This is a genomic window from Algoriphagus namhaensis (assembly GCF_042649705.1).
GTDB classification, from domain to species: Bacteria; Bacteroidota; Bacteroidia; order Cytophagales; family Cyclobacteriaceae; genus Algoriphagus; species Algoriphagus namhaensis.
Window position 1 is genome coordinate 1,672,212 of sequence record NZ_JBHRZS010000007.1, and the last position, 20,444, is coordinate 1,692,655.

18 protein-coding genes and 1 riboswitch are annotated in these 20,444 nt (G+C 43.1%); of the genes, 11 read left to right on the forward strand and 7 right to left on the reverse strand.

The window, feature by feature from the left end; all coding sequences use genetic code 11:
• The first annotated feature begins 16 nt into the window (after positions 1 to 16).
• The 10 genes from ACFOSV_RS15685 to dprA all read left to right on the forward strand — a co-directional run bounded on the left by ACFOSV_RS15685 (position 17) and on the right by dprA (position 9,807).
• Entirely contained in the window at positions 17 to 1,192 is a 1,176-nt protein-coding gene (locus ACFOSV_RS15685; RefSeq protein WP_377907315.1) for an acetyl-CoA C-acyltransferase, read from the forward strand.
• A gap of 74 nt (positions 1,193 to 1,266) precedes the next feature.
• Entirely contained in the window at positions 1,267 to 2,319 is a 1,053-nt protein-coding gene (locus tag ACFOSV_RS15690) for a toxin-antitoxin system YwqK family antitoxin (RefSeq protein ID WP_377906985.1), read from the forward strand.
• A 58-nt stretch (positions 2,320 to 2,377) separates the two neighbouring features.
• A complete protein-coding gene (locus ACFOSV_RS15695; RefSeq protein ID WP_377906986.1) occupies positions 2,378 to 3,316 on the forward strand; it encodes a phosphoribosylaminoimidazolesuccinocarboxamide synthase in 939 nt (312 codons plus the stop codon).
• A 12-nt stretch (positions 3,317 to 3,328) separates the two neighbouring features.
• On the forward strand, positions 3,329 to 3,721 hold the full coding sequence (locus ACFOSV_RS15700) for an STAS domain-containing protein (RefSeq protein WP_377906987.1): 393 nt from the start codon (positions 3,329 to 3,331) through the stop codon (positions 3,719 to 3,721).
• Entirely contained in the window at positions 3,718 to 4,638 is a 921-nt protein-coding gene (locus ACFOSV_RS15705) for a ribonuclease Z (protein ID WP_377906988.1), read from the forward strand. The genes ACFOSV_RS15700 and ACFOSV_RS15705 overlap by 4 nt, the downstream gene beginning before the upstream one ends.
• Complete coding sequence (locus ACFOSV_RS15710) at positions 4,635 to 5,426, forward strand: queuosine precursor transporter (protein ID WP_377906989.1); 792 nt, start codon at positions 4,635 to 4,637, stop codon at positions 5,424 to 5,426. The genes ACFOSV_RS15705 and ACFOSV_RS15710 overlap by 4 nt, the downstream gene beginning before the upstream one ends.
• A gap of 243 nt (positions 5,427 to 5,669) precedes the next feature.
• Positions 5,670 to 7,457, forward strand: coding sequence for a DEAD/DEAH box helicase (locus ACFOSV_RS15715; protein WP_377906990.1), 1,788 nt, complete (start codon positions 5,670 to 5,672; stop codon positions 7,455 to 7,457).
• Positions 7,458 to 7,567: 110 nt separating this feature from the next.
• On the forward strand, positions 7,568 to 8,278 hold the full coding sequence (locus tag ACFOSV_RS15720) for a 16S rRNA (uracil(1498)-N(3))-methyltransferase (RefSeq protein WP_377906991.1): 711 nt from the start codon (positions 7,568 to 7,570) through the stop codon (positions 8,276 to 8,278).
• A gap of 76 nt (positions 8,279 to 8,354) precedes the next feature.
• Entirely contained in the window at positions 8,355 to 8,708 is a 354-nt protein-coding gene (locus ACFOSV_RS15725) for a MerR family transcriptional regulator (protein ID WP_377906992.1), read from the forward strand.
• A complete protein-coding gene (gene dprA / locus ACFOSV_RS15730) occupies positions 8,680 to 9,807 on the forward strand; it encodes a DNA-processing protein DprA (RefSeq protein WP_377906993.1) in 1,128 nt (375 codons plus the stop codon). Before ACFOSV_RS15725 ends, dprA begins: the two co-directional genes overlap by 29 nt.
• Here the strand turns inward: dprA and ACFOSV_RS15735 are convergent.
• The 7 genes from ACFOSV_RS15735 to ACFOSV_RS15765 form a co-directional block, all read right to left on the reverse strand.
• The gene (locus ACFOSV_RS15735; protein ID WP_377906994.1) at positions 9,804 to 10,358 is read right to left on the reverse strand and encodes a PepSY domain-containing protein; all 555 of its coding nucleotides are present in this window, start codon (positions 10,356 to 10,358) and stop codon (positions 9,804 to 9,806) included. The genes dprA and ACFOSV_RS15735 overlap by 4 nt on opposite strands.
• Positions 10,359 to 10,360: 2 nt before the next feature.
• On the reverse strand, positions 10,361 to 11,212 hold the full coding sequence (locus ACFOSV_RS15740; RefSeq protein ID WP_377906995.1) for a hydroxymethylglutaryl-CoA lyase: 852 nt from the start codon (positions 11,210 to 11,212) through the stop codon (positions 10,361 to 10,363).
• 86 nt (positions 11,213 to 11,298) lie between these two features.
• Positions 11,299 to 12,252, reverse strand: coding sequence for a methylenetetrahydrofolate reductase [NAD(P)H] (gene metF / locus ACFOSV_RS15745; RefSeq protein ID WP_377906996.1), 954 nt, complete (start codon positions 12,250 to 12,252; stop codon positions 11,299 to 11,301).
• Positions 12,249 to 14,948: a methionine synthase gene (gene metH, locus ACFOSV_RS15750; RefSeq protein WP_377906997.1), complete on the reverse strand. Its 2,700-nt coding sequence runs from the start codon at positions 14,946 to 14,948 to the stop codon at positions 12,249 to 12,251. Before metH ends, metF begins: the two co-directional genes overlap by 4 nt.
• Before the next feature lie 5 nt (positions 14,949 to 14,953).
• Complete coding sequence (locus tag ACFOSV_RS15755; RefSeq protein WP_377906998.1) at positions 14,954 to 16,003, reverse strand: homocysteine S-methyltransferase family protein; 1,050 nt, start codon at positions 16,001 to 16,003, stop codon at positions 14,954 to 14,956.
• Positions 16,004 to 16,057: 54 nt separating this feature from the next.
• Positions 16,058 to 16,158: riboswitch (SAM riboswitch) on the reverse strand.
• Between the two features lie 65 nt (positions 16,159 to 16,223).
• Complete coding sequence (locus ACFOSV_RS15760) at positions 16,224 to 17,546, reverse strand: hypothetical protein (RefSeq protein WP_377906999.1); 1,323 nt, start codon at positions 17,544 to 17,546, stop codon at positions 16,224 to 16,226.
• A 62-nt stretch (positions 17,547 to 17,608) separates the two neighbouring features.
• Positions 17,609 to 19,912 carry a PAS domain S-box protein gene (locus tag ACFOSV_RS15765; RefSeq protein ID WP_377907000.1) on the reverse strand — a complete coding sequence of 768 codons (2,304 nt, stop codon included), beginning with the start codon at positions 19,910 to 19,912 and terminating at the stop codon, positions 17,609 to 17,611.
• 202 nt (positions 19,913 to 20,114) lie between these two features.
• Between ACFOSV_RS15765 and ACFOSV_RS15770 the strand changes: the two genes are divergently transcribed.
• Entirely contained in the window at positions 20,115 to 20,435 is a 321-nt protein-coding gene (locus tag ACFOSV_RS15770) for a YbjQ family protein (protein ID WP_377907001.1), read from the forward strand.
• Positions 20,436 to 20,444 lie beyond the last annotated feature (9 nt).

Consider the following 20,444-nt stretch of genomic DNA (forward strand, 5'->3'; position numbering starts at 1 on the left):
ACCCAAATTTAACATGATCAAAGAAGTATATATCGTATCAGCAGTGCGTACTCCCCTAGGCAGCTATGGAGGAGCCCTATCAGGGCTCACCGCAGTGGAACTTGGAAGCAAGGCTATCAAAGGAGCTTTGGAAAAGTCAGGAGTAGACTCCAAGGAGGTACAAGAAGTATTCATGGGAAATGTGATTTCCGCAAATCTTGGACAGGCTCCCGCAAGACAGGCTTCTGTTGGTGCAGGAATAGGCTACAATGTTCCCTGTACCACTGTCAATAAAGTATGCGCTTCAGGAATGAAAGCAGTAATGCTCGGTGCCCAGTCCATTATGCTTGGTATTAACGATGTCGTAGTAGCGGGTGGAATGGAAAGCATGTCTAATGTTCCATTTTACGTTCCTAAAGCACGTTTCGGCTACAAATACGGTAATGCAGAATTTGTAGACGGATTAGTAAAAGACGGCCTTTTTGAGGCTTATTATAATTTTCCAATGGGAAATTGTGCCGACAATACTGCTAGAGAATTAAATATCAGCCGTGAAGATCAAGATGCTTACGCCATTCAGTCATATGAGAGATCAGCAAAGGCCTGGGCAGATGGAAAATTTGCAGATGAAGTGATTCCAGTGGAAATTAAAGTACGAAAGGGCATAGTAACTATCAGCGAAGACGAGGAGTACAAAAATGTCATGTTTGACAAAATCCCAAACCTTCGACCTGTGTTTGAAAAAGAAGGAACAGTGACCGCCGCAAACGCGTCGACAATGAACGATGGCGCTTCTGCTCTTGTATTGGTAAGTAAGGAAAAAGCTGATGCACTTGGGCTGAAGCCTTTGGCAAAAATCCGTGGATTTGCAGATGCGGCTACGGATCCAATTTGGTTTACCACTGCACCCGCCTTGGCCATTCCAAAGGCAATCGCGAATGCTGGGCTTTCTGCTGCCGATGTGGATTTTTATGAAATCAATGAGGCATTCTCCGCTGTAGCACTAGCAAATCAGCGACAACTAGAACTAGACAATGACAAAATCAACGTCTTTGGAGGTGCAGTTTCTCTTGGACATCCACTAGGTGCATCCGGAGCAAGAATCATCACCACACTAAATAGCGTACTGCATAACCATCAAGGTAATATCGGAGTCGCAGGAATATGCAATGGAGGTGGCGGTGCCTCAGCCATTGTAATCGAAAAAATGTAATCTAACCCCAAGCCACAGCACTAGGTGCTGTGGCATTTCTATTTATGAGGAGTCTTCTTCTTATTTTTTTGTTCTTGGTAAATTTCTATGTCTTTGGTCAGGACACCGTTCGGACCTATTATGACAATGAGGAGACCCTTCTCAAGGAAGTCTATGTTGTAATCAACGGAAAGGCTCAAGGTGAAGTCAGGAGGTATGCCCTTGAAGGTGGCTTGGTGCAAATCGGCCAACTCAAGGATAATCAGCGTCATGGCCTCTTTGTAGACCTAGATGAAATCTCCGGAGACACGCTCAAACTCACTACTTTTGTAAATAACGCTCGTTCAGGAAAATCCATTAGTTATTTTCCCAGTGGACTCATCCGACAAGAAAGCTTTTTCGAAAATGATCAGCTCCAAGGGGAAGTCATTACTTATTTCCCCTCGGGAGTCGTACAAGACAAAACGAACTTTGTCGATAATCGACCCAACGGGCCCACTCAATCTTTCTTTGAGTCGGGAGCCCCTAAAGTCAAGGCTACCTTCAAGGACGGAAATTACGACGGCCTTTATGAAGAGTATGACGAAAGCGGGCAGCTATTGATTTCAGTTAATTATAAGGATAGTGAAATTGACGGTACGGAAACTCGCTACTTTGCCAACGGTACGATTCAATCCGCCAGAGATTATAAAAAAGGTGTCTTGGATGGGAATTATTTACTCAATTTTCCCAGCGGAAAAGTATCCAGAAATGGCACCTACAAAAACGGCCAGCCGGAAGGAGAAATGATCGAGTACCATGAGAATGGAAAAATCAAAGAGCGGGCAATTTTTAAACGCGGCGTACCAGTAGAAAGCATTAAGAAATATCATCCAAATGGTGAACTCGAAATGCTTGCAGAGTATGACAAGGAAGGTGAATTGCTCAGCGAAACGTATTATCACATCAATGGAAGCTTAAATTACCAAGCTCGATATGTGGGTGGTTTGATCGAAGGAGAATTAAAAATCCTCCGAAAGGACGGAACAATAGAGGAAATCAGAAACTACAGAAAAGGTTTATTGGATGGAAAAAGAGAATACTTTGATCAGAATGGTGAACCCATGAAAACAGAAATGTATTCCCGCGGAAAGAAAGTTGACAATTAAGACCTCTCGAATCTGAAGAACCTAAACCTTTTTTTATTTTTGCCAAAAGACTTGATTCATGACTGAAGCTATCAAAGAAACCCAGTTCAAATTTCCTGGACAGATCGATTTTTACAAAGGCAAAGTACGCGATGTCTATATTTTTGAAAAAGAGCTGGTAGTCGTGGCCTCAGATCGAATCTCCGCCTTTGATGTAGTTTTACCCAGAGCCATTCCCTATAAAGGACAAGTATTGAATCAGATTGCTGCTAAGTTTCTAGCCGCCACGGCTGACCTTGTTCCAAATTGGGTGGAATCAGTGCCGGATCCAAATGTCACCATAGGCAAGAGATGCGTCCCATTCAAAGTAGAGATGGTGGTCAGAGGATACCTCGCCGGCCATGCAGCCAGAGAGTATAAATTGGGCAAACGCATGCTCTGTGGAGTGTCTCTTCCTGAAGGGCTCAAAGAAAATGATAAACTTCCTACTCCTATCATCACTCCCACTACAAAGGCCGATGCCGGGCATGACGAGGATATTTCCAGAGAAGAAATCCTACGTCAGGGAATTGTCTCGACCAAGGATTATGAAAAACTCGAAGCTTACACATTGGCCCTTTTCCAGCGTGGACAGGAAATGGCTGACGAAAAAGGCCTAATCCTTGTCGACACAAAATATGAGTTCGGAAAGCATGAAGGAGAAATTTATTTGATCGATGAAATCCACACGCCCGACTCCTCTCGTTATTTCTACAAGGAAGGTTACAGCGAAAATCAGGCGAAAGGATTACCACAAAAGCAGCTCTCTAAGGAATTTGTACGGCAATGGCTGATTGCCGGAGGTTTTCAGGGAAAAGACGGTCAGCAGATACCCGAAATGACCGATGATATTGTAGAAAGCATCTCGGATCGCTATATTGAGCTTTTCGAAAAAATCACCGGAGAAACCTTTGTCAAAGCAGACACCAAAAACATTGAAAACCGAATCGAAACAGCGATTTTGAACCAACTTACTTAATTACAAAAGACCATGAAATACTCAATCGATAAAAAAGAGCAATACGTAATTTTCACTCCAGCAGAAGAAAAACTCGATTCGCTACTTGCACCAAAGCTTAAATCCGAGCTTTTGACAATCCATGCAGAAGGCTTTTCCAACTTAGTGTTGGATATGTCTCAAGTGAAATATGTGGACTCTAGCGGACTGAGTGCTTTGCTTGTAGGAGACCGTGAGTTTGGAAATGGGGGTGGTATTTTCATTATCTCTGGAGTGCAGGAGCATGTGATGAAATTGCTCAAGATTTCGATGCTTGACAAGAAATTAAATCTTGTAAACACCCTTGAAGAGGCTGGAGAGGCCATTTTCATTCATGAAATAGAAAACGGCGAAGACAGCGAAGAAACCCTAGAAGAGGAGGATTGATCCCTGAATTTGAAGTAACGGTACTTGGGAATACTTCCTCCATTCCTGTGCATGGAAGAAACCCCACAGCTCAGGTGGTCAGATACCATCAGGAGTATTTGCTGATCGATTGCGGTGAGGGCACTCAAATGCAATTGAAAAAATTCAAACAGAAATCCTCCCGGATCTCTTGCATTTTCATTTCGCACCTGCATGGTGATCATTACTTAGGCTTGGTAGGCTTGCTTTCGAGTTACAACTTGAATGGGCGTACCAAGCCTTTGACGATTTATGGCCCAAAAGGTCTTGACGAAATTATCACGACCCAGTTTAAATGGAGTAAAACCAAACTGGTCTACCCTTTAAGTTTTCGAGAAACCAACCCCAACGAGGCTGAATTACTTTTGGAAACCAACCAAATTCGAGTGTTTAGCTTCCCAATGAAGCACAGGCTTCCCACCACTGGTTTTAGAATTGAAGAAAAAACACGTCTGCGAAACCTGATTAAAGAAAAAGTTTTGTCCGAAAAGCCATCGGTGGAAGCCATTAAGACGCTACGTGAAGGACAGGACTTCCTTGATGAAGCGGGTAAACTCTTTCGGGTAAAGGATTTTGCATATCCTCAAGGCGAAATGCGATCTTATGCATTTTGTTCGGACACCATTTTCGATCCTGATCTGGTTCCTCATGTAAAGGATGTCACGCTACTTTACCACGAATCCACCTTTATGGATGATCAAAAAGATCGAGCAAAAATCACCTTTCACTCCACCGCCAAAGAAGCTGCAGAAATCGCCAAACGGGCCAATGTAGGTCAATTGATGCTTGGGCATTTTTCCTCGCGCTACGGAGATCTCGAAGGACTTTTGGCAGAAGCCAAAACTATTTTTTCAAAATCCTATTTAAGTACTCAAGGCGAAACTTACCCTATCACATGACCGATCCTTCGATAAAAAAACGCACCAATCTTTTTGTCATTCTGGCAAGTATATTTCTCACCAATGCTATTCTCGCTGAAGTGATCGGTGTGAAGATTTTTTCAGGTGAAAAAACATTGGGATTCGAACCGGTAAACTGGACTTTCTTTGGAGAATACGTCCTCGATTTTAATCTAACTGCGGGCGCAGTGATTTGGCCCATCGTATTCATTACTACCGATATCATCAATGAGTATTTTGGTAAAAAGGGTGTTCGAAAAATTAGTTTTATCACTGCTGGATTGATCGCCTATGTTTTTTTGGTAATTAGCCTAGTCACAGTTTTGGTGCCGGCAGACTTCTGGCTTGAGGTCAACGCCACGACTCCGGACGGAACCCCTTTCAACATCAATTATGCGTTCAACCTGATTTTCACGCAAGGTCTAGGAATTATCATCGGATCACTGACAGCCTTTCTTTTAGGACAATTGATTGACGTATATGTCTTCCAAAAACTGCGTGCGGTTACCGGTCCAAAACTTATCTGGCTTCGCGCCACAGGATCCACTTTTGTCTCTCAATTTATTGACTCGTTTGTGGTTTTGGGAATCGCTTTTTACGTTTTCGGCAATTGGGGATTGAGCCAAGTACTTGCTGTCGGCATCATCAATTACATCTACAAATTCACGGTAGCTATCTTACTCACTCCACTTTTATATGTCGGTCATGGCTTGATCGATCGCTACCTTGGAAAAGACCTTGCAGATCAAATGATGGAAGAGGCTTCCGAAGACACTTCCTTCATTTAGCACAAAGGATATTTCCTTGAGTGACTGATTAAGGCGCCGCAACCAAATATATTTCTCTTAAAATACCTTAATACTTAATAATATTCTATTGATGTTTGAAAGGGATTAGGAATACAAAATAAAAGTTCCTACATTTGCACCCGTCAATAAGACATAGAACAATTTTTCGTGCCGTGAAATCCTTACTGTCGCTTGTCTGGGATCATCACAAGGAAACATGGCAAGAAAAGTAAGGAAAACATCATGGAGCAAACACTCAAGTTCTCAGACTTGGGAATTTCTGCGGAAATTCTTAAGTCGGTGGAAGAGATGGGCTATACCCAACCTTCCCAAATTCAAACAGAAGCTATCCCTTATGTATTAGCAGGAAGAGATGTCATCGGACAGGCTCAAACTGGTACTGGCAAAACAGCCGCATTTGCGATACCTATCATTGATCTGGTAGATCCAGATTTCAATAAGCCACAGGCAATCATCCTCTGCCCTACTCGTGAACTCGCAGTACAGGTGGAAGGAGAATTCCAAAAACTATCCAAGCACCTACGAAACATCAACTCCGTAGCAATCTATGGTGGTGAATCTATAGACAAGCAGATTCGCGTACTTAGAAAAGGAGTACAAATCGTGGTAGGTACACCTGGACGAGTTCAGGATCACATTAAAAGAGGTACATTAAAGCTAGAAGACGTTGGAATCATCGTATTGGATGAGGCAGATGAAATGCTAGACATGGGTTTCAGAGATGACATCGAGGCAATATTGCGTGAAATGCCAGAAGAAAGACAAACCGTCTTTTTCTCTGCTACCATGCCTAAGCCGATCATGGATCTAACCAAGAAGTTTCAAAAAGATCCTGCGATTGTAAAGATCGACAAGAAGGAATTAACAGTATCGAATATTGAGCAAGTGTACTACGAGGTGAAATCTTCACTAAGAGTAGATCTAATGGCTCGATTGATCAATGTCAACGAATATTCTCTTAGCGTGGTATTCTGTAATACCAAGCGAATGACTGATGAGGTTACCGAAAAGCTTGCAGCTCACGGAATCCTTGCTGAGGCTCTTCATGGAGACCTATCTCAGGCACAGCGTGACAAGGTCATGAATAAGTTTAGAAAAGGTCATTGCGCAGTATTGGTTGCTACAGATGTAGCCGCTAGAGGTATTGACGTGGATGATGTGGAAGCTGTATTCAACTTTGATCTTCCTTTAGACGAAGAAAACTACGTACACCGTATCGGTCGTACAGGTAGAGCAGGTAAGTCTGGTACAGCCATTAACTTTATCTCCGGAAGAAGAGATTCATATAAGCTTAGGGATCTAGAAAGATTCACAAAAGCTGCTATCACTCAGCTTGCACCTCCTTCATTGGCAGAATTGATCCAGATGAAAAAAGATCAATTGGCAAATGATATTCAAGCGAAAATCGCGATCGAAGAGGACAATCAACTTTTCGAAGAGACACTTGGTCAATTATTGGCTAATGGCTTGACCATGGAGCAAATTGCTCTAGGTTTGACTAAAATCGCCCTAGGTGACTCAGTGAAGAAACTTAGAGAGCAAAACTTTAGCATCGAAGCTGGAAGTGATCGCCGAAGAGGTGACTCAGACAGCAGAGGTGGACGTAGAGAATTTTCTCGTGACGGTGGAAGAGACGGAGGTCGTCGTGGTGAGCGAGGCGGAAGAAATGATAGATTTGAACGTGGAGAGAGAAGTGGACGTAGAGAGCGTTTTGACCGTAGCGAAAGAGGCGGTCGGGATGCAGGACCTCGTGGCGAAAGAGCTCGTGAGGCAAATATGGCCAGACTTTTCTTGAATCTAGGTAAAAAAGATCGAATCAGACCCAACGATATCGTGGGAGCAATTGCTGGTGAGGCAGGTGTTCCAGGTAAGAGTATCGGTGGAATTGATATCTATGACAACTTCTCCTTTGTGGACGTGCCTCAGAAAGATGCCGCTCACGTAATTCAGGTGATGAAGACGAATACCATCAAAGGTAAGTCTGTAAACATGGAGATCTCAAAAGGTTAATTAATATTGGTTATTTGGTTAGAAAGCGCGGTCCTCTTTGGGCTGCGCTTTTTTGCTTTTCGACCATTTAATCTTTTTTCTTTTCCTTACTTTCGTCATTAACTTTAGACATGCAGCTTTTTTACCACGAAAATATTGAAGGACAAAGCGTCTCCTTCGGAGCAGAAGAATCTAGGCACTTGACTAAGGTGCTTCGCAAAAAAATAGGTGATTTGATCCAAGTCACAGACGGAAAAGGCCAATTGGCAACCTGCATTCTTGAAGAAATCAGCTCGCGCGGAGCTAGGCTTCAGATCAAAGAAAAGACTCTCAGCCCCAAGGATGATTTTGAGATTCATCTGATTATTGCTCCGACCAAAAGTCCGGATAGGATGGAGTGGATGATAGAGAAAGCAACTGAAATCGGATTTCATAAACTCACCTTAATCGAAAGCGAAAACTCGGAGCGACATAGAATTAAAACCGATCGACTCGAGAAGAAAATGATCTCAGCTTGTAAGCAAAGTCTTAAATTTCATTTTCCCGAAATATCTCCTTTTGCTTCATTTGAAGAGATGCTGAATACATCCCAATCATTTGATGGTCAAAAATTCATCGCTTATGTGGACGAACAGAATGATCAGCATCTTTTTGGTCTTGCCCAGCCTCATGGAAAATATTGGATTTTGATCGGACCTGAAGGGGATTTTTCCAAAAAAGAAATTGACGAGGCCCTGGCCTTGGGTTTTGAGCCTGTTTCCTTAGGAAAGAGTAGACTTCGAACCGAAACCGCTGGGTTGGCTGCCGTCCATATCCTTAATCTGGTGCAAGAAAAAGCCTAAATCAAAAAGACTTCAAGTTTCACTTGAACTATCAGCACCTTTTTCTTTAAATTGAGGTAACTTTTAAACAGGGACCGTGCCGTACAAAGAACGCGAAATAGAGAAGAAATATTTTTCCATTGGTGAGGTAGCCAGTCAGTTTGGCGTCGCCGCATCTTTGATTCGATACTGGGAAAGTGAGTTTGATATGCTTCGCCCCAGAAAGGACAAAAAGGGGAACCGTCGATACACCAAAGACGACATTCAAAAACTACGGTACATCTATCACCTTGTGAAAGAAAAGGGCTATACCCTACAAGGAGCTCAAGAGGTAATCAAATCAGGTAAGGAAGAGGGCTTTGATAAAGTAGCTGCTGTCCAAAACCTTCAGGAGCTCAAGGATTTTTTGATCAAAATTCGAGATGGCTTCAACAAACAAACCGGAGAATGACGATCTCCAATACTTCCTCGCTTTAGCATTAGCACCAAAAATAGGCCCTGCCGTCTTCAAAGCGATCTTGGCTTATGCAGGTTCTCCCAAGCGATTTTTTGAACTCCCGAAAGGAAAGGTAAGTAAAACACCTTCAGTGGGGCCCAAGCTTCTGGAACTGCGCAACCAGGAACAGAAACTTCTTGCCAAAGCAGAGTCAATTATTGAGCAGTCCACTAAGCAAGGATTTAGTATCCTCACTTCTCTCCACCCAGATTTTCCGCAGCGATTGAAGCTTCAGGAAGATGGGCCCGTAGTTCTCTTTTCAAAGGGAAAAGCAAACCTAAACTTCGAAAGAACTGTGGGCATCGTGGGTACTCGAAGTGCCACTTCCTATGGAAAGGATGTGACCAAACGGATCGTAGAGCAGCTCCTACCCTATCAACCAGCAATTATTTCAGGTTTGGCGTATGGCATTGATATCGAAGCACATCGGGTAGCCTTAAATTTTGGCTTGCCGACGGTGGCTGTTTTGGGCTCGCCCATTGATCATATTTACCCGGGGATTCATCGGAGTACAGCGGAGGCGCTGCAAGAAACAGGTGCCTTAATGAGCGAATATCCACCCGGAAGCAAAATGGTTCCAGGAAACTTTCCCGCAAGAAATCGAATCATTGCAGGCCTCTCAGACGCTTTGATCGTGGTGGAAGCAGCCAAAAAAGGAGGTGCCTTAATTACTGCGGAGATTGCTTACTCGTACAACAAAGAAGTCTTCGCCGTACCTGGAAACTTACAATCTCAGTATAGCGAGGGCTGTAATCATCTGATCCAAAAAATGAAAGCCAATATCTTCACCGGGCCTTATGATATTGCACAGGCACTGTTTTGGCCTGAGCCAGGAGAGAAAAAACAGGAAAAGCCAAACCTTGATCTGAGTAATCGAAGTCCAGAGGAGAAGATGATTTTGAGTTTATTGCAAGAACTCAAGGAAGTGGATATCGATAAGTTAAGCTTAGAAACTGAAATTGGGCTGGGAAATTTGGCATCCATTCTTCTTTCCCTAGAGTTTGAAGGAATCGTAAAATCCTTACCTGGCAAGAAGTACAAATTACTGCATTAGCCTTGCTTGGTTTTCCGTATCACTTTTGGGAAATACCACAAATAAAACCCACTCAAGCTCATCAAAAGTAATCCAAAAGCCGTGGCACTTGAGTAAACTAGCTTGGCTGTTTCGGTATTCCCAAAGTAAAAATCAACGATACTTCCATCGTGTACTTTCTCAATCCAATCAGAGTGACGTGTCGCCACTGACAGAATCTCTCCGGAATATCCATCAATCTGTACTTCAGTAAAATGCTCTTCAAAAGTAACTTTGGCTATTCCTTTATCCGGCCGTATATCGATACGATCCACCAAAGAGGAAAGAGATCGGGAATCCATCTCGGTGATGGCAATAGCGAGCATCTTTTCTGTAGGAATCCACTCACCCTGCCTTTGAACCTCTGAGCTTTGAGTTGGAGGCAAGAGTTCGACCTTCTTTTTCCAGGCGAGCAAAATTGAGGTAATCCCGATTACTAGAAAGAAAATCATTAGCGGAACCCCCAGCCAACGGTGAATGATCCGCATGCGACGCAGACGACGCACTTTTACTTGAAGTTTTTCTTGCTGCATAACTACTGATTAAACACGAAGCTAGTAAGCTTCATGGCTTCATTTAGCTCTGCCTTGTTCAAACCCAAGTCATGTCCGAGCCCTTCCAGAGTTTCGATCATTCGCTCCGTTGCCATATTTCCAACCAATTCATCCTTGGCCATTGGACACCCGCCAAAACCATTCAAGGCCCCATCAAAACGGCTACAGCCCGCTCCTATCCCAGCTTTCACTTTGGCTGCAATATCTTCCTTGCGACTATGCAGATGGGCACCAAATTCAATATGTGGGAAAGCCGGTATTTGAATTTCAAAAAGTTGGGTGATCAGTTCAGGACTAGCTGAGCCAATGGTATCTGAAAGTGAAATAATCTTGACGCCTAGCTGATCCAGTTTTTGTACAAATTCGGCCACCAATTCAGGAGAATAAGGGTCCCCGTATGGATTACCGAAGCCCATGCTGAGATACGTTACCAACGTTTTCCCTTTAACCTCGCAGAGATTTTGGATTTCTTCCACAGTTTCTAAAGCTTGGGCGATAGAAGCGTTTGTATTTCTCTGCTGAAAAGTCTCAGAAATCGAAAGCGGAAAACCCAAATAATCAATCTGTGGAAAAAGCAAGGCGTCATTTGCTCCCCGTGTATTGGCCACAATGGCCAAAAGCTTTGACCTCGACTGATGAAGGTCCAAAAGCTCTAAAACCTCTGCTGTATCCCGCATCTGCGGAATAGCCTTAGGACTGACGAAACTCCCAAAATCAATCGTATCAAAACCTATTTCCAACAGCTGATTAATATAAGCAGCCTTTATGGCTGTATCAATAAAGTTGGGAATACCCTGCATCGCATCCCTGGGACATTCAATAAGTTTGATCATAGCCCGAAGATATGGAGAAATGAGAAAAGGAGGGAAAAATTGGGAAGGAAGGTCAATCCAAACAACACTAATAGATCCTAATGAAATTAAAATACCTCCTTTGCGATCTGATAGGTCGCTTGCGCTTTACTCATGGTATAGAAATGTAAGCTGGGTGCTCCTGCCTTTACCAGCTCCTTGCACTGAGACACAGCCCATTCGATTCCTACTTCGCGCACATCTGCATTACTCTTGCATTTTTCCAACTCATCCATTAAGGCATCGGGTAAGTCTAGGAAAAAAGTTCTCGGAAGCATGGTGATCTGACCAAGTGTAGAAATGGGTTTGATCCCGGGAATAATCGGAACATCAATCCCAGCAGCTCTTACATCCTCCACAAACTTAAAGTACTTGGCATTATCAAAAAACATCTGAGTCACGATATACTCTGCGCCATTGTCCACTTTTTCCTTGAGATATTTCAAGTCAAATTTCATGGATGGTGCCTCAAAATGTTTCTCCGGATAGCCTGCTACACCCACACAAAAATCTGTTTGGAAAGCAGGCTCCGTCTCCTCATGTAGGTATTTGCCTTTGTTCATCCGTACGATTTGCTGGACCAGTTCGGAAGCATAGCTGTGCCCATTCTCCTCCGGTACAAATTTGCCTTCCGTCTTGGGCGCATCACCACGTAGCGCTAGGACGTTTTCCACCCCGATAAAATTCAAGTCGATCAGGGCATTTTCGGTTTCTTCTTTGGTAAAGCCTCCACAGAGCAAGTGCGGTACCGCGTCGATATGAAAGCGATTCATAATCGCTGCGCAAATACCCACTGTTCCTGGGCGCTTCTTTGTACTGATTCGCTCTAGTAGGCCATTTGGATGCTTTTTATAGATATACTCTTCCCTATGATAGGTCACATCCACAAAAGGAGGCTTAAAATCCATCAGTGGCTCAATCCCCTGCAATAACTCTTTAAGACTTTGTCCCTTGAGCGGAGGTAGGATTTCAAAAGAAAAAAGCGTTTTATCTGCTTTTGCTAAATGCTCGGTAATTTTCATACAATTGATTCTGTGGAGATGGATTGAGGGGAATAGGCCAAATTTGGGGAAAGAAGCTTTTCTGCTGCCTCCAAACTTATTTTCTTTCGGTCTGCATAGTCTTTAACCTGATCTTGAGCGATCTTTCCAAGCCCAAAATAAGCGGATTCGGGATGCCCAAAATAAAAGCCAGAGACCGAAGATGTAGGGTACATCGCATAGCTTGAGGTCAACTTCATGCCAATTCCTTCCGCATCGAGAAGTCGGAAAATCTCCTCTTTTTCGGAGTGCTCGGGACAGGCCGGGTATCCGGGAGCTGGGCGAATACCTGTATAATTCTCACGGATTAGATCGTCATTTTCTAAAGACTCATCCGTTGCATAGCCCCAATACTCTTTTCGGACAAGCTCGTGAACATATTCAGCGGCTGCCTCCGCCAATCTATCTGCTAAGGCTTTTAAGAGAATATCATTATAGTCATCTCCATTTTTCTGAAACTCCTCCAGCTTTGGCTCCATTCCAAGTCCTGCAGTTACGGCAAAGCAACCCAGATAATCTGTTTGATTTGGATGAAGGTAGTCTGCCAATGATCGATTAGGCACTCCTCTTCCTTTTTTACCTTGCTGTCGCAAAAAGTGGAATTCACCGTTTTTATCTCCAGTGGCTTCTGAAGGCAGAATTCGGATACTGTCATCAAGTCTCTCTATCGGGAAAAGCCCAAAAACAGCTTTGGCAGAAAGCCAGCGCTCAGAAATAAGCTGATCGAGCATTTGATTGGCATCGGCAAAAAGCTTCTTGGCTTCAGAACCAACTACAGGATCTTCCAAGATTTTTGGATACTTCCCACTCAGCATCCAAGTGCTGAAAAACGGGGTCCAGTCGATATACTTTCGCAAAACTTGCATATCCAGCTCTTCAAGAACCGTTTTTCCAAGTGCTTTGGGCTTGACTGGAGCGTAATTTTCCCAGTCTATCTCGACAGGGTTCTCCTTGGCCTCGTCGTAGGAAATTAGCTGTTTGACTGATTGCTTGGCTTCATGAGCTACTCGAAGCTCAGCATAAGTTTCTTTAATTTGCTTGTGGTATGCGTCTTTAGTTTCAGGGCTAATGGCTTCACCGGCAATAGGGACGGATTTACTCGCATCAGTCACATGAACCACGGTTCCTGAATACACCGGATCGATTTTTACCGCCGTATGAATTCTGGATGTGGTGGCTCCTCCTATCAATAATGGGATTTTCAAGCCTTGACGTTCCATTTCGGATGCTACATTGACCATCTCATCGAGGGAAGGCGTGATTAGACCGCTCAATCCGATGATATCAACTTTGTTTTTTATCGCTTCGTCGATGATCCTTTGGGCATCTACCATAACCCCTAAATCGATGATTTGGTAGCTATTGCAGGCCAATACCACGCCTACGATATTTTTCCCAATGTCATGCACATCACCTTTTACGGTAGCCATCAGAATTTTTTTCAAAGAGCTTTCCTCTTGCCCTTCTTCCGGCAAAGGCATAAATGGCTCTAAATAGGCCACCGCTTTCTTCATCACTCGGGCAGACTTCACCACTTGAGGGAGGAACATTTTCCCTTCACCAAATAGGTCTCCCACTACATTCATCCCATCCATCAGCGGGCCTTCGATCACTTTAAGCGGATTGACTAATTCTAGTCTTGCCGCCTCGGTATCCTCTATGATGTAATCCAAAATCCCTTTGACAAGCGCATGTTCGATTCGTTTTGCCACTGGGTCAGATCGCCAAGCCTCGTTTGCAATTTCTTTTTTACCTGTAGATTTTACAGTCTCAGCAAAGTCCAAAAGCCGCTCTGTAGCATCCTCCCTTCGGTCGAAAAGCACATCTTCCACTCGCTCCAAAAGGTCCTTGGGAATGTCATCATATACCTCCAACATCGTAGGGTTCACAATTCCCATATCCATCCCATGCTTGATGGCATGATAAAGGAAAGAGGCATGCATGGCTTCTCGGACAGGATTATTTCCCCGGAAAGAGAAACTTACATTACTCACACCTCCACTTACTTTTGCACCAGGAAGATTGGCTTTGATCCATTTGGTCGCTTCGAAAAAATCCACCGCATTCTTTCTGTGCTCCTCCATTCCTGTGGCCACAGGGAAAATATTAGGATCAAAAATTATATCGTCAGGATTAAACCTGGCCTTCCGCACCAAAAGGTCATAGCTGCGTTTACAGATTTCGATTCGTCTCTCGTAGGTATCCGCCTGTCCGTCCTCATCAAAGGCCATCACCACAACTGCAGCTCCAAATTTCTTGATGGTTTTGGCCTGCTGAAGAAATTCTTCCTCACCATTTTTGAGCGAGATTGAATTCACGATTCCTTTGCCCTGCACACATTTAAGTCCCGCCAAAATGATAGACCATTTCGAACTATCAATCATAATCGGGATTCGAGAAATTTCAGGCTCAGAAGCAATCAAATTTAAAAATTGAGTCATAGCGGCTTCCCCATCGAGCATTCCTTCGTCCATACAGACGTCAAGAATCTGCGCTCCCCCTCGCACTTGGTCCAAGGCCACTTCCAGTGCCTCGTCATAATTTCCTGAAAGAATCAACCGTGCAAATCGCTTCGAACCAGTTACATTAGTTCGCTCACCGATATTCACAAAATTCAGTTCGGGTGTGAACACCAAAGGTTCTAAGCCAGATAGCTTTAATAGGTTTCTAGTCTCCATCACATTCAATCGGCTAAAATATTTTCTTGAGATTCAAGGCTCCGTGGGGCATAGCTTTCGGCCATTTTGGCTAGAGCTGAAATATGATCAGGAGTAGTCCCGCAGCAGCCCCCGAGAATATTCAGCAAACCATCTTTTAAAAATTCATGCACTTGATCTGCCATTTCCTTGGCATCTTGATCATAGGCCCCAAATTCATTGGGAAGTCCGGCATTTGGATAGGCACTCACATAGAAGGGAGCTTTTTGAGCTAGCACTTTAAGATAGGGTCGTAGCTCCTTTGCACCGAGAGCGCAGTTGAGTCCTACGGAAAGGAGTGGTACATGGCTTACGGAAATCAAAAAAGCTTCTGTGGTTTGCCCGGAAAGAGTTCTACCCGAAGCATCCGTAATGGTACCTGAAATCATTATTGGAATCCCTCCTTCTTTGGGATCCAAGGGGATATTTCTTTCTTCAAAAACCTCCTGAATTGCAAATAGCGCTGCTTTAGCATTAAGGGTATCAAAAATGGTCTCCACCAAAAGTATATCCACTCCCCCATCCAAGAGACCTCTAGTCTGCTCCTTGTAGGCATCTGCTAGTTGATCGAAAGTCACCGCTCTAAACCCAGGGTCATTGACATCCGGTGAAATTGACGCCGTTCGGTTGGTGGGTCCCAAAGCTCCAGCTACAAATCGAGGTCGTTTCGGAGTTTGGGAGGATACTGCGAGTGCCACTTCCTTAGCGAGCAAAGCAGATTGGAAATTGATTTGATAAGCTAAGTCAGACAAATCATAGTCCGCCTGAGCAATGGATGTCCCACTGAAGGTATTCGTCTCAATAATATCAGCACCAGCATCCAGATATTCTTGATGAATTTGCTTGATGATTTCAGGTCTGGAAAGGGACAATAGATCATTGTTACCCTTGAGAGGCTTGTGATGATTTGCCAATGCGGGAGTTCGAAAATCCTCTTCTGTCAGCGTATATCGCTGAATCATGGTACCCATGGCACCATCGAGGATAAGAATTCTTTTGGCTAATTGTGCTAGAAGTAAGTCCGTTCTGTTTTGCATAGTCTATAAAAGCTTAATCGAGCAAAACCACGGAAAAAAGTAAATCTACTTCTCCGCTCATCTGTTTCCGGATTCATCCGGAATGGGAGTTAGCACCTTGTTTACAGGTTGCTAAGACGTCAAAGGGCCCTTCCCTCGGTCTTTCTCGATAAGCTCACCAAAGGTAATACCAAATCGATAAAAAACCACCTAACTCGCAATTAAGAATTTAGCCATCAAATTATGGGCGGATTCCGACACTTATATTCCAGTAGGGTGCGGCCATAAAGCCAGCCATTCCGAGCTCGGCAAGTTTGAAATTTGCCAAGGGCAATTCATATCCCAATGAGGTGCTAAAGACCAAATCGAACAGCTTACCGTCTTGAACAGGTAGCCCATACTCTAAAAACACCTCTGGCTTACCGAGTAATCCACCACTTCTCAAATAGCCATCAAAATCTCTTTGCTCCAGCAACTCAGGAAAATCAGGTTTGGAATTTTGGGTAATGGTGTAGCGAATATTGCCATAGCCTAGGCCCGCCAAAGCCCCAAATGCAAAGTTTTTTACCTGAAAAACTTTCATTCCAGCATCTGCATAGACTCTCAGACTGTTTAAACTATGAGATTGAAAATCACTTGCTGCTCCATCCATGGCTAGATTGTATACCTCCAATCCATAAAGCAACTTCTCAGTCTGACCGAGAATTTTGACACCTAGATTCGAGGGCCTTCCTTCCAATGGATTGAGACCGGCTTCCACCAATTGTCGGTTAAATTTATCAGGCTTCGAGAAATGAAAACTATTAAGCAGGTAAAAGGTGATACTCGCGTCCTTATAGAAAAAATTACGGTCAGGAATGGTGATTCCTGCTCCTAGACGAAGAAAAGCACCAGCTTGCGTGTTTTCAAAAGAAACTCCATTTAGGTCCCACTTCCCCTCAAATGGACTGAAGGAATAACCGAACTTCCCAATCAAAGAAACTGATTCTTTTCGACCAGGAATAGGGAAATCATATGTGAGATGAAATCCTATTTCAGTTAAAAAATTCCCGTATTTCCCGCTCCCTTTTTGGATATCATTTTCCCTAAGTATAAAGCCTTCGGCTGGATCTTGGAGAAAGGCATTCAATTGATCCGGCTGCTCTGAGGGGAGCATCTGAAAATTCAGGTAGCCCACTCCTAAAGACATATAATGGATCAACTGAAATTTCGATTCTTCGGTAAAGGAATATCCAACATTGATCAAAGCTCTGGAGGTACGGTAGTCGATTCTATAGTCGTCCAGTTGCCCTCTTCCTCCATGGTTTTGATACAATTCAAAACCAATAACCAAGTCATTCAAACGTGTCTGTGCTCCCAACCCAAAGGTTTGATACCGGTTGGGAAGTCCAGAGATTCCCCGATCTGAGAGTAGCTGATCAAATTGATTGAGTTTGGCCGTAGAAGTACCTCCTAGCACGTACAGAGTACTCCTCTTTTCGTAGAATTTTTGAGCCCATGCAGAAGTAGACACTCCTACCCAAAAGCAAAAAAATACGAATACACGGCTAAAATTAATCCTCATTGATCAGGCTGGTCGAGATAAGCTTGGGATGAAAAGGCAAAATTTATGCTAAAAAAGCTCTTTTATCCCTTCTTATTCAATTGACCCAACAATTTATCGTAAAGGCCCTCAGGAGTGAAAGGTTTGGGGACGAAGTCATTGATCCCAACTTCATTCATCTTTTCTCTAATCTCGTGGATGGAAGATGCTGTAAGAACTAGAATAGGTGTTTGACTTTTGTGAGCATCTGAATGACTTCGAATGTACTCAGCCACCTCAAAGCCATCTACACGAGGCATCTGCAAATCCAAGAGAACCACATCAAAATCAGCTTTTTCAAACTCATCCATGGCTTCTTGTCCATCTGATACCAGCACCAATTTGCCGGTATTCCAGGAAGTTAAAAATTTCTGAATCAGGATCTGATTCACCATATTATCCTCTGCTACCAAAATGGATGCATCTTCTAGAGATTTGGGTGCTGATCGACCGGCATCGGACATAGGTTTTGTTTTTTTAGATGGAATTTTAAAAGTAAGCTCAAATGCAAAATCTGTTCCTCCCTCAGGCTTCATTTGCACTTCTATATCGGATCCATGAAGCTGAACCAATCTCTTCACAATCGTCAATCCAAGTCCAGTACCACCATATTTACGCGTAGTATCGGAGGAAGCCTGCGTAAATTCCTCAAAAATCGAATCCATTTTTTCCGAAGGAATCCCAATTCCAGTATCTGAACAAACAAACCGGATTCGCATTTCATCCTCGGTCTGATCTAGATTAGTTAAATGCATTGAGACCTCCCCCTTTTCGGTAAACTTAATCGCATTTGAAATCAAATTATTTACAATTTGACCTATACGAATGGGGTCTCCTATTAAGGAGTCTGGAATGGAATCGTCGATCTGGCAACTGAGCTTGAGATTTTTTTCACTCGCCTGGAATGAATAAGAATGAACCAATCTTGAGATCAACATTCGCAGATCGAAAGGAACAAGCTCAAGCTCTATTTTACCCGATTCGATTTTAGAATAGTCTAAGATATCATTGATCAAACCTGTTAAGTTTTCCGCAGAAAACTGCAAAGTTTTCAAATTTTCGAGCTGGTCTGGGCGAGGATTCTCCTGCATTAAAAAGTGAGACATTCCGACTACCGCGTTTAGAGGAGTTCGGATTTCATGACTCATTATGGAAAGGAACTGTGACTTGATCAGTGAAGCCTGCTCAGCCCGCTCTTTTTCCTTAAGCAAAGCTTGCTGTGCTTCTTTCAATTTTGAGATATCTCTGGCAATTCCTGTGTAGTATCCCTTCGAATTCTCTTTGTTTTTAATCACCTTGCCATTGGAATTGAATACACGAAAACTACCGTCCTTGTGCTTAAGTCGAAATTCTAGGATTTGATTTTTTTCTAGGAAATTTTCTTCCTCGCTAAGCATTCCTTGAAAGGCCCCAAGATCTTCCGGATCAAGATACTCAAAAATGCTATGTCCAGTCACCTCGTCAGATGAATAGCCAAGAAACTGAGTTACGTTCGGCGAAACATAGGTGAGCTCAAAAGTATCGGAAAGGGAGAATATAATTTCTGTTGACTCTTCTACCAGGGTTCTATACTTTTCTTCTGATCTCCTCAGATCTTCCTTAGTTTCAATGAAATCCGTAATATCTCTGGCGCTAAACAGAATACCTCGGATGTAAGGATCATCTAGGAGATTTTTGGCGAAACTCTCAATATAAATTCGTTTCCCGTTCATTCCCTGAATCCAGAAATCGATATTGACTTCTTGCTTATTCTCCAGAACAGAGCGATAGTCCCCTTTGACTATTTCTAGAACTCCCATAGAAAGGAAATCTCTAAAATTTCTACCGACAATTGAATTCACACTGAAGCCCAATTTTTCGCCTACTGAGGCGCTTATAAACTTGTAATTACCAGCCGAATCCAAAATGGCTATCAAGTCATGTGTATTATTCAGAATTGTACGGAGGTATTGAATCTCTTCCTTAGAGTACTCCGACGGATCGCTCAAGAAAAGGGCAGGTTTTTCAGGAATGATTTCCTTTTTTTCACCTTTTACCACCAAAAACCGGCTCTGGTAGTCCGATGGAAGATTTGTAAAATCCCAATTATAGCTTAAGGACAAGCCATCCTTGGTGATTATATTTTGGTAAATTTTAGAATCAATTTCTTGTCCAGATTTAAAAAATTCCTCGAGCTTATATCGAGCCTCCTTGCTAGAGAAAAAGTCTCTCCAATTATCTGGCAAGTCTTTGAAGTTTTCTTTGTAAAATTTATTCACATAGATGATTTCCTCTTTATCCATCAAGAATAGTGGAGCCTTGTATTGATCAAAAAAATCAGAAATGTCAAATCTATGAAACTGCTCCATCGAAAGGTGAAACTAATTTACCGTTTTAAATCCTCAGCTTTATAATTACAAAGTACCTAGCAGCGATGCTTTTGGATCGTTAGGTAAACTTACTAAAGTTTTCCATTAAAAATAAAATCCAAAAGTCTATATTCCCTCTTGAAAATCTCTTTTCAAATATTAGTATTATGCAAGTAAAATCGTTTAACTAAACCAAAAAAGAATGATTATTTCAACAACAAACAACCTCGAAGGGTATACGGTAACAGAATATCTCGGCATTGTCTCTGGTGAGACAATTATCGGAGCCAATGTCTTCAAGGATTTTTTTGCAAGTATAACGGACATCGTTGGGGGTAGATCTGGAGCTTACGAACGCGTATTGCGGGAAGCGAAGGCCACTGCCATGGCAGAAATGGAAATGCAAGCCAAAGCCTTTGGCGCAACGGCTGTAATCGGCATTGATCTAGATTATGAAACCATTCGTGACGGTATGCTGATGGTCACCGTGGCCGGTACAGCTGTTCGTATTACAAAAAATTAATGAAAAGCC